11 protein-coding genes are annotated in these 13,246 nt (G+C 69.1%); 4 read left to right on the top strand and 7 right to left on the bottom strand.

The genetic code is table 11. The features are described 5' to 3' along the window. Nucleotides 1-38 precede the first annotated feature (38 nt). The 6 genes from U5K29_13605 to U5K29_13580 form a co-directional block, all read right to left on the bottom strand. Nucleotides 39-497, bottom strand: coding sequence for a hypothetical protein (locus U5K29_13605; protein MDZ7679571.1), 459 nt, complete (start codon nucleotides 495-497; stop codon nucleotides 39-41). A gap of 43 nt (nucleotides 498-540) precedes the next feature. Further along, the gene (locus U5K29_13600; GenBank protein MDZ7679570.1) at nucleotides 541-1,497 is read right to left on the bottom strand and encodes a DUF368 domain-containing protein; all 957 of its coding nucleotides are present in this window, start codon (nucleotides 1,495-1,497) and stop codon (nucleotides 541-543) included. Between the two features lie 28 nt (nucleotides 1,498-1,525). Beyond that, complete coding sequence (locus U5K29_13595; protein ID MDZ7679569.1) at nucleotides 1,526-2,299, bottom strand: succinate dehydrogenase/fumarate reductase iron-sulfur subunit; 774 nt, start codon at nucleotides 2,297-2,299, stop codon at nucleotides 1,526-1,528. After that, nucleotides 2,300-4,228: a fumarate reductase/succinate dehydrogenase flavoprotein subunit gene (locus U5K29_13590; protein ID MDZ7679568.1), complete on the bottom strand. Its 1,929-nt coding sequence runs from the start codon at nucleotides 4,226-4,228 to the stop codon at nucleotides 2,300-2,302. It abuts the gene before it with no gap. Beyond that, the gene (locus tag U5K29_13585) at nucleotides 4,225-5,085 is read right to left on the bottom strand and encodes a succinate dehydrogenase cytochrome b subunit (protein MDZ7679567.1); all 861 of its coding nucleotides are present in this window, start codon (nucleotides 5,083-5,085) and stop codon (nucleotides 4,225-4,227) included. Before U5K29_13585 ends, U5K29_13590 begins: the two co-directional genes overlap by 4 nt. Nucleotides 5,086-5,251: 166 nt before the next feature. Further along, the gene (locus U5K29_13580) at nucleotides 5,252-7,468 is read right to left on the bottom strand and encodes a hypothetical protein (GenBank protein MDZ7679566.1); all 2,217 of its coding nucleotides are present in this window, start codon (nucleotides 7,466-7,468) and stop codon (nucleotides 5,252-5,254) included. 101 nt (nucleotides 7,469-7,569) lie between these two features. On the opposite strand from U5K29_13580, the gene U5K29_13575 reads away from it, so the two are divergent. From U5K29_13575 to U5K29_13560, 4 genes are all read left to right on the top strand, one after another. Then, nucleotides 7,570-8,973 carry a magnesium chelatase gene (locus tag U5K29_13575; GenBank protein MDZ7679565.1) on the top strand — a complete coding sequence of 468 codons (1,404 nt, stop codon included), beginning with the start codon at nucleotides 7,570-7,572 and terminating at the stop codon, nucleotides 8,971-8,973. Between the two features lie 3 nt (nucleotides 8,974-8,976). Beyond that, a complete protein-coding gene (locus tag U5K29_13570; protein ID MDZ7679564.1) occupies nucleotides 8,977-10,995 on the top strand; it encodes a hypothetical protein in 2,019 nt (672 codons plus the stop codon). Between the two features lie 72 nt (nucleotides 10,996-11,067). Then, a complete protein-coding gene (locus U5K29_13565; protein ID MDZ7679563.1) occupies nucleotides 11,068-11,943 on the top strand; it encodes a hypothetical protein in 876 nt (291 codons plus the stop codon). 184 nt (nucleotides 11,944-12,127) lie between these two features. Then, on the top strand, nucleotides 12,128-12,418 hold the full coding sequence (locus tag U5K29_13560) for a WhiB family transcriptional regulator (GenBank protein MDZ7679562.1): 291 nt from the start codon (nucleotides 12,128-12,130) through the stop codon (nucleotides 12,416-12,418). On the opposite strand, the gene U5K29_13555 is transcribed toward U5K29_13560, so the two are convergent. Beyond that, entirely contained in the window at nucleotides 12,419-13,216 is a 798-nt protein-coding gene (locus U5K29_13555) for a hypothetical protein (GenBank protein ID MDZ7679561.1), read from the bottom strand. Between the last annotated feature and the right edge of the window lie 30 nt (nucleotides 13,217-13,246).

The following is a 13,246-nucleotide window of genomic DNA, read 5'->3' as shown; positions in this document are numbered from 1 at the left end:
CTCACGGCAGAGGGCCTGGGTTGCATGCCTGGGTCTGGCTACGCGAACCGGTCCGACGCCTCGACCTGGGCGGCGAACCCGTCCAGGTCCGCCACTGTGGGCTCGTGCTCCCAGACCTGGACCTGAGCCAGCAGGTCGGCGTACGCCTCGCGCTGCCCGGGCCGCACGACGACACGGATCGGCAGATCCTCGCGACCGAGCTGGCGGTAGCGCTCGACGATGGCCCGGTGCTGCGAGCGGTCGAGATCCAGCTCGAACACGATCCCGTGGGCTTCCTCGTACTTCGGGCATCCCTCGCCGCCCAGGAGCGGGCACACAGCCCCGACGTCGGGGCCATTGCAAACGGTCACCGGGTGACCGACACGTTCGAGGAACGACTTGTCGAACTCCCCCTCGCCGCTCATCACATCGAGGAGGACGGTGCCCCCCTGTGGTTCGATCGCGTCCATGATCTGCACCTCCACCGCGAGTATCCGCAGGTCGGCCTCGGGGGACAAGGGCCGATGGTCACTTGCGGTCCGGCATGTCGACCCTCGTTTCTCAGGCCCCGTTCGAGGAGCGTCCGGTGAACGCGGGGTGCTCCCCGCTGCTGCGGCCGGCGACGAAGGTGGTCACCAACACCACTGCGGTCGCGGCGACGGCGATCAACACGGGCACGACGACGTCGTCGGCGGGAGTGGCCAGCGTCGAGCTGTCGGTTCCGTCGGGCCAGGGCCACAGGACCCGCAACGATCCGAGCATCAGGCCCACCATCGCGGCCAGGACCGTGTCGTGGTGAGCAGCCAGCGCCCAGTGCAGCGCCGTGGAGAACAGGGCGAGACCGACGACGCCCCCGACGGCGAAGACTCCGAGCACCGCCAGGTCGCGGTCGGTGACCAATCCGAGGACCGAGTCGTACATGCCGAGCATGAGCAGCAGGAAGGAGCCGGACACGCCGGGGAGGATCATGGCGCAGATCGCCACTGCCCCGGCCCCGAGAAACATCCACCAGCTGGGATCGTCGACCGGGCCCGAGCCGAGCCCGAGCACGAAGAACGCTGCCACCGCGGCGGCGCCGGCCACCGACACCCGCTTCAGGTCGCGGAGGCGCACGAGGCGCCATGCCAGCACCACCGACCCGGCGATGAGCCCGAAGAACAACGCCGCGGTCCGCACCGGTTGCTCTTCGAGCAGCGTCTCGATGGTGTGGGCCAAGCTCACCACGGCGACGGCGATCCCGACCCCGAGCGACAGCAGCCATCCCCACTCGAGGTGGCGGAGCCGGCCGAGCGCGGTCGACACCTGTCCGGTGGCCAGTGCCCCCAGCGCCCCCGCCCCACCGCGGATGTTGGCGACCAGGCGTTCGTAGATGCCGAGGACCAGCGCCACCGTCCCGCCCGACACCCCGGGGACGACATCGGCCGCCCCCATGAGGAACCCGCGGGCCACCTGGGTGAGGATTCGTCGGATCGGCCGGCGCAGGGCGCGAGACGCCAACGTCCAGCCGAGGCCGGTCATGTCGTCCGGGCGGGGTCGGGGCGGTCGATCAGTTCCGCTGGCCCGACAGGCGACGGTTCTTGACCTTCGACTTCACGTAGTCGCGGTTCATGTAGGCGATGAAGTCGATCGAGATCTCCTTCGGGCACGCTTCCTCGCACTCACCGTGGTTGGTGCAGGAACCGAAGAACTCCTCCATGGTCTCGACCATGGCCTCGGTGCGCGCCCACCGCTCGGTCTGGCCCTGCGGGAGTTGGTTGAGGTGCTCGATCTTGGCCGCGGTGAACAGCTGGGCCGCGCTGTTGGGACACGCGGCGACACAGGCGCCGCAGCCGATGCAGGACGCGGCGTCCATCGCCGAGTCGGCGGCCGGCTTGGGAACGAGGATGAGGTTGGCGTCGGGAGCGCTCCCGGTGTTGACCGAGATGTATCCGCCTGCCTCGACGATGGTGTCGAGGGGGCGCCGGTCGACCATCAGGTCGCGGATGACCGGGAAGCCGGCGGCACGCCACGGCTCGAGCACGATGGTGTCGCCGTCGGAGTAGTGACGCATGTGCAGCTGGCAGGTGGCGGTGGCCTTCTCGGGGCCGTGGGCCTTGCCGTCGATCATGATGCCGCACGAGCCACAGATGCCCTCGCGGCAGTCGTGGTCGAACTCGATCGGTTCCTTGTTGTCGGCGATGAGCTGTTCGTTGACCGCGTCGAGCATCTCGAGAAACGACATGTCGGTGCTGATACCCGACGTCTGGTAGGTCTCGAACCGGCCGGGGTCGTCGGCGCCGTTCTGGCGCCACACCTTGAGGGTGAGGTTGAGCGTCTCCACTTACTTGTAGCTCCTCTGGGTGAGCGCGACTTCTTCGAACACCAACGGCTCCTTGTGGAGGGTCGGGGGACTGTCGGGGCCCTGCCACTCCCACGCGCCGACGTAGGCGAAGTTGTCGTCGTCGCGCTTGGCCTCGCCCTCCTCGGTCTGGCTCTCGACCCGGAAGTGTCCGCCGCAGGACTCCTCGCGGTGCAGGGCATCGCGAGCCAGGAGCTGGGCGAGCTCGAAGAAGTCGGCCACGCGGCCGACCTTCTCGACGGACTGGTTCGGCGACTCGTCGCTGCCGAGCACCCGCACGTCCTTTTCGAACTCGGCCTGCAGGGCGGGGATCTCGGACAGGGCCTTCTCGAGGCCCGCGGTCGAGCGCTCCATGCCGATGTTCTCCCAGACGATCTTGCCGAGCTCGCGGTGGAAGTGCTCGACCGAGTGGGTCCCCTTGATGGACAGCCACCGCTTGGTGCGGTCGCGCACCTCGTTCTCGGCCTCGACGAAGGCCGGGTCGGAGGTGTCGACCGGGGTGGTGCCGAGCAGGCCCGACAGGTGGTTGCCGATGGTGTAGGGGATCACGAAGTAGCCATCGGCCAGGCCCTGCATGAGCGCTGACGCCCCGAGGCGGTTGGCTCCGTGGTCGGAGAAGTTGGCCTCGCCGAGGGCGTAGAGCCCGGGGACGGTGGTCATCAGGTCGTAGTCGACCCACAAACCGCCCATGGTGTAGTGGGTGGCGGGGTAGATGCGCATGGGCACCTGGTACGGGTTCTCGTCGGTGATGCGCTGGTACATGTCGAACAGGTTCCCGTACCGCTCGGCGATGACGTCCTGGCCCAGGCGGGCGATGGCGTCGGAGAAGTCGAGGTAGACGCCGTTCTTGAGCGGTCCGACGCCGCGGCCCTCGTCGACCACCGTCTTGGCGTTGCGCGAGGCGACGTCGCGGGGGACCAGGTTGCCGAATGCGGGATACTTGCGCTCGAGGTAGTAGTCGCGCTCGTCCTCGGGGATCTGGTCCGCCGGGCGGGTCTCGTCGGCGCTCCTGGGGACCCAGATGCGGCCGTCGTTGCGCAGCGACTCGGACATGAGCGTGAGCTTGGACTGGAACTCGTCGCTGGCGGGGATGCAGGTCGGGTGGATCTGGGTGAAGCAGGGGTTGGCGAAGAACGCCCCCTTTCGGTGCGCCCGCCACGCCGCGGTGACGTTGGAGGCCATGGCGTTGGTCGACAGGTAGTAGGCGTTGGAGTAGCCGCCGGTGCACACCAGCACGGCATGGGCCGAGTGCGAGGTGATCTCGCCGGTGGACAGGTCGCGGGTGACGATGCCGGCAGCCACGCCGTCCTTGACGACGACGTCGAGCATCTCGGCCCGGGTGTGCAGCTCGACGCTGCCGGCCGCGACCTGGCGCATCATCGCCTGGTAGGCGCCGAGGAGGAGCTGCTGGCCGGTCTGGCCCCGGGCGTAGAAGGTGCGCGACACCTGGGCGCCGCCGAAGGAGCGGTTGTCGAGCAGGCCGCCGTAGTCGCGGGCGAAGGGCACGCCCTGGGCGACGCACTGGTCGATGATGTTGTTGCTGACCTCGGCAAGGCGGTGCACGTTGGCTTCACGGGAGCGGTAGTCGCCGCCCTTGACCGTGTCGTAGAAGAGCCGGTACACCGAGTCGCCGTCGTTCTGGTAGTTCTTCGCCGCGTTGATGCCGCCTTGGGCGGCGATGCTGTGGGCCCGACGGGGCGACTCGTGGAAGGTGAAGGCCTTCACGTTGTAGCCCAGCTCGCCGAGGGTGGCGGCGGCGCTGGCACCGGCCAGCCCGGTGCCGACGACGATGATCTCGTACTTGCGCTTGTTGGCCGGGTTGACCAGCTTCGAGTCGAACTTGTGGCGTTCCCACTTCTCGGCCATCGGTCCGTCGGGGACCTTGGACTCCAGGGGGGTGCTGGGGGTCATCGGGCGGCCTCCTCGGTGACGACGACCGGTGCGTCGGGCGCCTGTCCGGCTCCCGGGTCTGCGGTGGCGGTGTCGGGCTCGTTGCCATAGGGGGTGGTGCGGTTGTCCTGGCTGATGACCCCGGCCTGCACCATGATCGGGAACGAGACGTTTCCGACGACGATCACCGCGGCGAAGATGGTGGCGAACCAGCGGCGGGCGGCGTTGAGCCGCGGGTTGTTGAGACCGAGGCTCTGGAACATGCTCCATGCCCCGTGGAAGATGTGTACACCGAGGGCGAGGTTGGCGATGACGTAGAAGCCCGCGACGAGCGGACGTTCGAAGCTGGCGACCACGTTGTTGTAGGGGTCGTGGGCGATGAACTCGTCGTTCACGCCGGGGGTGCCGAAGGTGAGATCCATCAGGTGCCAGATGACGAAGAGCAGCACGATGATGCCGGTCCAGCGCATGGTGCGGCTGGCGAAGTTGGCCGCGATGTAGTCGCGCTGGGACTGGTAGTCGACCGGTCGGGAGGTCCGGTTCATCACCGTGAGGCTGTACGCGGAGTGGATGTGGAGCACGAAGGCGAGCAACAGCCCGGTGCGCATGATCCACAGCAGCTGCTCCTCCTGCAACGCGGGATAGAGCAGGCTGCGGAGCCACTCGCCGTAGGCGTTCATGTCGGCCGGCCCGTAGTAGAGCTTCAGGTTGCCGATCATGTGGACCAGGACGTAGCCGAGCAGGATGATGCCGGTGATGGCCATCACCCACTTCTTGCCGACCGCGGTCTGGTACAGGTTCAGCGGGAACGGCAGCTGGCGGGTGGGCCGTTGCCTGATCGGGCGAACGGTGTCGGGCCGCTCGGTCGCTTGCTGCATCGGTGGTCGTGCCTCCGGCAGGTGAGGTGGGGGGGCGAGCAGCTCCGGTGGTCGACCGGCGCGGCGCTCGCGTTCGCTGTCGGACCGAAACTACTCCTGGCTCCAGTGCGCGGGCGAACCGTCGGGCCGCCAGCCACGCTGGTCGTTCCGCCGCACCGATGTCAGCTCAGGTCACGGTGCCCCGGGTGGGGTCGATCACGTACCGGTTCGTGGTGAGCGGCCCGGCCCCGGGGGCGTCGGCTCGCAGGTCGAGCACCACCGCCTCCGGTTCGGTCGTGTTCGGGACCTCGACGGTGCCGACGAACGAGCAGGTGTCGGGGCCGACGTCGCTGGTCCACCGGCGTGGCGACCGCCCGTCCAGGGTCGCTTCGACGCTCACCTGGTCGATGCCGTCGCGGCGGTCGCTCACCAGGTAGAGGTCGAGCGCCAGGGCGTCGCGCCGGCTGGCCGGGCCGGTGCGGGCGACCACGACCACCGGGGCGCACGCTGCCTTCACCGCGTCGTAGGCCGCCTTGGGCTGCCGGTCGTGGTCGAGGAGGGAGTGGCTGATCGCGGGGTGCCCGTCGGCCAGCAGGAACTGGGCGAACCCGCCGGTGGGTCGGTACTTCAGCAGGCGCAGCGCCTCGATCTGGCGCCGCAGGAGGGCGGCCTGGTGGGCCTGGGTCGCGGCTCGCCATCCCTCGAACGTGGCGTGGTCCGCGGGGTCGGCGATGCAGTCGAGCAGGTCGCGGCGGAGCCCATGGCAGGAGCCGAGCCGGTCCCAGTCGAGATCGGGCCATCGGTGGGGTTCGCAGAAGTCGGCGCTGCTGGGCACCGCCTGGGCGCCGAACTCGCTGACGAAGCGCACCAGTCGTGGCCAGCGGGCCGCGGCCGAGGCGAGGTCGCCGATGTCGCCGTACTCCCAGCCGTAGAACAGGTGGGTGTCGGTGCCGTCGAGCATGGGCAGCTGCGGCAGCAGCCCCGAGCCGGAGATGACCGGCCTGGTGCCGTCGGTCGTGCGCAGCGCCCGTCGGATGGAGGGATCGAGCAGGTTCTTGTTCCACGATGGCAGGGCCTGGCCGACCTGGCGGCGGAGCTGGTCGCGTCGGGTCGCCCCGAGATCGTGGCCCACGGCGTCGAGCCCGCCGGGGAGGGGCTCGCTGTGGCCGCACCACACCGCGACCGACGGTCGGTGGGCGAGGAGGTCGACCGCCTCGCGAGCCTGGCGCAGCGCCTGCTGGCGGACACCGCGCTGGTAGGCCCACTGCAGCGGTAGGTCCTGCCAGACGAGCATCCCCGCTTCGTCGGCGGCGTCGTAGAGCTCGGGTCGGGCGATGTGGCTGTGGACCCGGATCAGGTCCATGCCCAGGTCCTTGGCTGCCGCCACGTCGGCGGTGATCTCCTCGGTGGAGGCGGCGCCGAGGGCTTGGCGGGTTGGGCCGAGGTTCGTGCCCTTGCAGAACAGTCGTTCGCCGTTGACCGACAGGATCCAGCGGTCCATGCGCACGGTCCGGAGCCCGGTGCGGAACCGGACGTGGTCGCTCGGTGGTGTCTCGGGCCCGTCGTCGGGGTGGAACACCTCCACGTCGATGTCGTGCAGCACCTGGTCGCCCAGGGCGTGTGGCCACCAGCGCGCCGGTCGGTCGATGGTGATGGTCCACTCGACGCGGTTCTCGCCGGCGGCGACGATGTGCTCGAGCTCGTGGTCGATCCCTGCCCCGGTTCCATCGGACGGGACGGCGGTGGTGCGCAGCGTGGCGGTGGTCTGTGAGGTGGCGTCGATCACCGCCCGCAGTGCCAGAACCGCCTGCTGTTCGGTGGCCTCGATGCAGCGGAGCCGGGCGTGGCGGATCCGCAGCGGGCCGGAACGCACGAGCCGGACGGGGCGCCAGATGCCGCCCGGGTTCCAGGCTGGGTCGAGCCAGCTCGAGTGCTGGAACGAGCCGGTGAGGCTGCGCTTGTGGGTGCGGTCGGTCTGGGGTGGGCAGGCCACCTCGACCGCGAGCAGGTGCTCGGTGCGTGCGGCGATGGCGTCGGTGGCCTCGAACTGGTGGGCGAAGAAGTAGCCCTCGGTGTCGCCCAGGTACCGCCCGTCGAGCCACACGTCCCCCTGGTAGAAGATCCCGTCGAGCACCAGCCACCACCGCTCCGGCCCGCTCGGCGGCGAATCGCTGCCGATTCGCTCCCCGGAGGCGGTCGTCGAATCGACGTCGAATCGACGCCGATACAGGATCGGCCCGTCGGTGTCGGCGAAGGGGGGCGCACAGCGCCAGTGGCCGGGGACGTCCAGGTCGTGCCAGTCGGGGTCGTCGCCGTCGTCGAGCTCGGGCGCGCTGAACCGCCGTCGCCGCTCCGGGTCGGCCAGGGCCGCTCGCCACCGGCCCGACAGGTCGATCGGGATCACGCAACGACGCTACCGGGCAGCTCGACCGGAACGAACAGGGCCGTCCGGCGGGTGGTGGTGCCGCGCGGCCAACTCGAATCGAAACCGATAGCGTCGATTGCATGTCGCGACCAGCAACCCTCGGCCAGCTCCGCGAGTCGGGCTGGGAGTCCCTTCCCGTCAAAGAGGAGGTGCGGCGCAACGCCGTCACCTGCATCGCTGCCGGAGAACCACTGTTCCCGGCCGTGCTCGGCTACGAGAACACCGTGCTCCCACAGCTCGAGAACGCGCTCCTCGCCGGACACGACGTGATCTTTCTCGGCGAGCGGGGCCAGGCCAAGACCCGCATGATCCGTGCCCTCACCGGTCTGCTCGACGAGTGGATGCCCATCGTCGAGGGTTCCGAGATCAACGACGATCCCTACCACCCGGTGTCCAAGCACGCCAAGGACCTCCTCGCCGACCTGGGCGACGACACCCCCATCGACTGGGTCCACCGCGACCAGCGCTACGGCGAGAAGCTGGCCACCCCCGACACCTCGATCGCCGACCTCATCGGCGAGGTCGACCCGATCAAGGTCGCCGAGGGCCGCTACCTCTCCGACGAGCTCACGCTCCACTACGGCCTGGTGCCCCGCACCAACCGGGGCATCTTCGCCATCAACGAGCTTCCCGACCTCGCCGAGCGCATCCAGGTCGGCCTGCTCAACGTGTTGGAGGAGCGCGACGTCCAGATCCGGGGCTACAAGATCCGCCTCCCCCTCGACGTCATGCTCTTCGCCTCCGCCAACCCCGAGGACTACACCAACCGTGGGCGGCTCATCACCCCGCTCAAGGACCGTTTCGGCGCCCAGATCCGCACCCACTACCCGCTCGACGTCGCCATCGAGGTCGAGATCGCCCAGCAGGAGGCCCGGCCCCTCGAGGCACCCGGGGTCGAGGTGCACGTTCCGGACTTCATGACCGAGATCGTGGCCACCCTCAGCCACCTGGCCCGCCAGAGCCCCCACATCAACCAGCGCTCGGGTGTGTCGGTGCGCCTCACCGTGGCCAACCTCGAGACCCTCGTCGCCAACGCCGCCCGCCGAGCGCTGCGAACCGGCGAGTCCGAGGTCGTGCCCCGGGTGTCCGACCTCGATGCCCTGGCCAGCTCCACCTCGGGCAAGGTCGAGATCGAGACCCTCGACGACGGCCGCGACGGCCAGATCATCGAACACCTCCTGCGGGCCGCAGTGCTCACCGTGTTCAAGGAGCGAGTCGACGCCGAGCACTTCCGCCCCATCCTCGACGCGTTCGAGGAGGGTGTCGTGGTCGACGCCGGCGAGGACGTCGCCGCCGCCGACTACGTCAACCTGCTCGAGTCGGTCCCCGCGCTCGGCGGTCCTGTCGAGGCGCTGGTCGGAGCCGAGACCTCACCGGCCCACATCGCCAGCGCCGTCGAGCTCGTGCTCGAGGGGCTCCACTTGTCCAAGCGCCTGAACAAGGACGCCGCGGGAACCAGGTCCTCCTACCGAGGACGGACCTGAGCCATGCCCGGCTCGTCGCGGTTCTCCTACTCCCGCTGGGACGGCACCCAGACCGGGTTCGAGCTCGACGCGTACGACATCCTCGAGGAGATCACCGACGACCTCCTCTACCACGGTGACCTGAACGCCGCGCTGCGCCGGATGATGCAGTCCGGGTTCGAGGACCGCAACGGCGAGCGGATGCAGGGCGTGCGGGAGATGCTCGAGAAGCTCCGCCGGCGTCGCAAGGACCAGCTCGACCAGTACGACCTGGGTGGCGTCTACGACGACATCGCCCAAGAGTTGCGAGACGTGGTCGACACCGAGCGCGAGGCGCTCGACCAGCTGGCCGAAGACGCCCGCAACTCCGGCGACCAACGCCGCCAGGAGGTCGTCGAGGAGTCGGTGGCCGGCAAGCAGATGGATCTCGACATGTTGCCGCCCGACCTCGCCGGTCAGGTCAAGCAGCTCCAAGACTACGACTTCACCTCGGCCGAGGCCCAGGAGCGCTTCGACGGGCTGCTCGACCAGCTCCGACAGCAGCTGATGCAGCAGTACGTCGACCAGATGTCGGGCGCGGTGCAGAACATGACGCCCGAGGACATGGCTCGGATGAAGGACATGATGTCCGAGCTCAACCACATGCTCGAACAGCGCGAGCAGGGTCAGGAGCCCGACTTCGAGGGGTTCATGGATCGCTACGGCGACTTCTTCCCCGAGAACCCCCAGAACCTCGACGAGCTGCTCGAGGTCATGGCCGAGCGCATGGCCAACATGCAGGCGATGCTCAACTCGATGACCCCCGAGCAGCGGGCCCAGCTGCAGGGGCTCAGCGAGCAGCTCCTCGAGGACATGGACCTCGCCTTCCAGGCCGACCAGCTGTCACGCAACCTGCAGCAGGCGTTCCCCGACATGGGGTGGAATCGCAGCTTCGACTTCCGGGGCCAGGACCCGCTGGGCTTCGCCGAGGCGGCCGAGATGATGCAGGAGCTGGGCGACATCGATCAGCTCGAGAACCTTCTGCGGGGCGCCACCAACCCCGGTGCGTTGTCCGAGGTCGACACCGAGCGCGCTCGCGAGATGCTGGGAGACGACGCCGCCCGCAGTCTCGAGCGCATGGCCGAGATGGCCAAGATGCTCGAAGACGCCGGGCTGATCAACAACAAGGAAGGCCACTTCGAGCTCACGCCCCGGGCGATCCGCCGGCTCGGACAGAACGCCCTCAACGACCTGTTCCGCAAGCTCGCCCAGGACAAGCTGGGTCGTCACCAGCTCGAAGAGGTCGGGGCGGGCCACGAGCGCGACTTCGACACCAAGCCCTACGAGTTCGGCGACGCGTTCAACCTGAACATCGAGCGCACCGTCCGCAACGCGATCCAGCGCACCGGTGGTGGGACCCCGGTTCGGCTCGTCCCCGACGACTTCGAGGTCGAACGCACCGAGAACCTGGTCCGGTCCTCCACGGTCCTGATGCTCGACCTGTCGCTGTCGATGCCCATGCGCGACAACTTCCTTCCGGCCAAGAAGGTCGCCATGGCGCTGCACTCGTTGATCTCGAGCCAGTTCCCCCGCGACTTCCTGGGGTTGGTCGGCTTCTCGGAGGTGGCACGCGAGCTCACCGCCGAGCAACTCCCCGAGGTGTCGTGGGACTTCGTCTACGGCACCAACATGCAGCACGGGTTCGCGCTGGCCCGCAGGATGCTGGCCCGCCAGAGCGGCACCAAGCAGATCATCATGATCACCGACGGTGAGCCCACCGCCCACATCCTCCCCAACGGCGAGCCGTTCTTCAGCTACCCGCCGGTGCAGGAGACCGTCGACGCCACCCTGCAAGAGGTGCAGCGCTGCACCCGCGACGACATCCGCATCAACACCTTCATGCTCGACGCCAACAGCTACTTGCAGACCTTCATCGAGCGGCTCACCGAGATGAACAAGGGGCGGGCGTTCTTCACCACCCCCGAGAACCTCGGCGACTACGTGCTGGTCGACTTCATCGAGCAGAAGAAGCAGATGATGCGCGGTCGCGGGGCGCGGGCCTGAACGAGGGGTCGTCCCCCTACACTGTGAACCAGCGGGCGGCGCGCGCGGGGATGCGTCCCCGGAGAGGACACGGTGTTCGAGCGACTTCCCCCAACCTGCGGGCAGGCGGTCCGGTCGGCGATGGTGGCCGTGGCCCTCGTGGTCGCGGTCGTCTCGACCGCGTGCGCCGACACCTCCTTCGGTGAGGCCGTCGAGGGCGCGGACACCGAGCGTGCCGAGCCCGACGTCGATCTGGGGGCCCCGGCACCCGACCCCAAACTCGAGCCGGCGAAGCCGGCTCCCGACACGACCGAGCCGACCCCGGACACGACCGAGCCGACCCCCACCCCTGAGGTCACCTCATCGACCCTGCCGTTGGTCCCCACCACCTCGACCACCGTCGTGGACCGCAGCGTCGACCCGCCGGCACCGGTGGCCGATCCACCTGGACCGCCCGGGCGCAACAGCGTGCTGGTCGTGGGCGACTCGGTCCTGATCGGCACCGCATCGGTGATCCCGATCGAGTTGTCGGAGTGGTCGGTCACCTACGACGCCGTGGGGAGTCGCCGTCTCGCCCAGGCGGTCGATCTCTTCGAGCAGCGCCGTGACGAGATCGGTGAAGCGGTGGTGATCCACCTCGGCAACAACTACATCGCGGGCGAGCGCGGCGACTACGCCAGCCAGATCGACGAGGTCATGGGCAGCCTGTGGTGGGTGCCGCGGGTGGTGTGGGTCACCCTCTCGGAGGTGTCGCCCACCCGGGCTCAGATGAACGTGCAGATCCACGAGGCCGCCGAGCGGTGGCCGAACATGCGGGTGGCCGACTGGGCATCGCTCATCGCCGCCAACCCGGACTGGTCCTGGGACGGGTTGCACCTGGCCCCCGAGGGACGCCGGGCTCTCGCCGAACTGATCTCCGAGACGCTGGGACCGGTGGACGAACCGGTGTCGGCGACCGGGGTCGAGTAGGCCGTTCGGCCCTGCGCCCCGGGTTCGGGGTTGCGTTTTCGGCAGATGTGGGGGATGATCACACCGTTGTAATTACGCCTGTGGTATGGGCAGCAGCTCAGACTGAGGGGATCGAGTCACCAGCGGGCTTAACGCAGCATCCGACCGGCCGAATGGCCGACACGAACCCGGAGGAGGTCGACACATGCGAGAGCACTCTGTCGACGGACCTGATGACAAGGGCTGGCAGGACTACGCCAACTGCCTGGGGGTCGACCCCGACCTGTTCTTCCCCGAACGGGGCGCCTCGACTCGAGAGGCCAAGGAGGTGTGCCGCGGATGCGTCGTGCGTGTCGACTGCCTCGAGTACGCCTTGGCCCACGGCGAGAAGTTCGGCATCTGGGGCGGCATGAGCGAGCGTGAACGTCGTCGCATCCGCCGTCAGCGTGCGATCGCGCGCGGCACGGCGGTGGCGGTCAAGCCCGCCAGCGCCTGATCACTCCCAGCCAAGACCCTGGGCTTCGACCCGGGCTTCGATCGTGCGGTCGGCGTCGAGATCCAGCTCGCGCCACCGGCGGTTCGGGATGCGTTCCAGGACGCGGGCGGGGACGAGCCCGACCAGCTCTGCCCGGGCGATCTCGGCCTGCCGGGCCACCTGGTCGAACACCTCGGCCGGCCCGGTCGACATCGGATCGATCAGGTTCATCGACACCTGCACCTGGTCTCGGACCTGCAACCCCAGGGCCCGCACCGCCGGGCCCCGCAACGAGCGGGCGATTCCACGGGCCGTCGCCAGGTCGGTGTCGGCGAGCCACAGGTTGTAGGCGACGAGCAGGTCGCGCCAGCCGACCGCGGACGCCCCTGCGGTGGGGTGCGGCGCCGCAGGTCCCGTGTCGGGGGCGAGCTCGCTGAAGGCACCGCGGCGGATCTCGGGCAGGGTCCGTTCGGGACCGTACAGGAAGCAGGGGACCCCGAGCGTGTCCGCCGACCAGGCCGCGTAGGCGTCGCGGGCTGCACGGGCGTCGCCGGTGCTTGACCCAGCGAGGGCCACGAACGGGACGACATCGACCACCCCGATGCGCGGGTGCACCCCCTCGTGGGTGGTGAGGTCGATCCGGGCGACCGCCTCGGTCGCCACGGCATGCACCGCCTCGTCGCCGGCGAGGGTGAACACGGAGCGGTGGTGGTCGGGGTCGCGGTGCAGGTCCAGCAGCGCGTTGCCCGCCGCATCGGCCAGCGCGTCGAGCACCGTCGGGTCCCGCCCTTCGCTGATGTTGACGACGCACTCGATCACGGAAGTCGATTCCCCCGTCGCTGCTCTGAC

It is taken from the genome of Acidimicrobiales bacterium (genome assembly GCA_034521975.1).
GTDB lineage: Bacteria > Actinomycetota > Acidimicrobiia > Acidimicrobiales > SKKL01 > SKKL01.
Note: the sequence above shows the minus strand (reverse complement) of the source record. Positions and strands in the feature narration are given on the sequence as shown.

Coding starts and splice junctions, on each gene's coding strand:
- U5K29_13600 (MDZ7679570.1), bottom strand. CDS start 1,497: ATGACCGGCCTCGGCTGGACGTTGGCGTCTCGCGCCCTGCGCCGGCCG.
- U5K29_13590 (MDZ7679568.1), bottom strand. CDS start 4,228: ATGACCCCCAGCACCCCCCTGGAGTCCAAGGTCCCCGACGGACCGATG.
- U5K29_13585 (MDZ7679567.1), bottom strand. CDS start 5,085: ATGCAGCAAGCGACCGAGCGGCCCGACACCGTTCGCCCGATCAGGCAA.
- U5K29_13575 (MDZ7679565.1), top strand. CDS start 7,570: ATGTCGCGACCAGCAACCCTCGGCCAGCTCCGCGAGTCGGGCTGGGAG.
- U5K29_13570 (MDZ7679564.1), top strand. CDS start 8,977: ATGCCCGGCTCGTCGCGGTTCTCCTACTCCCGCTGGGACGGCACCCAG.
- U5K29_13560 (MDZ7679562.1), top strand. CDS start 12,128: ATGCGAGAGCACTCTGTCGACGGACCTGATGACAAGGGCTGGCAGGAC.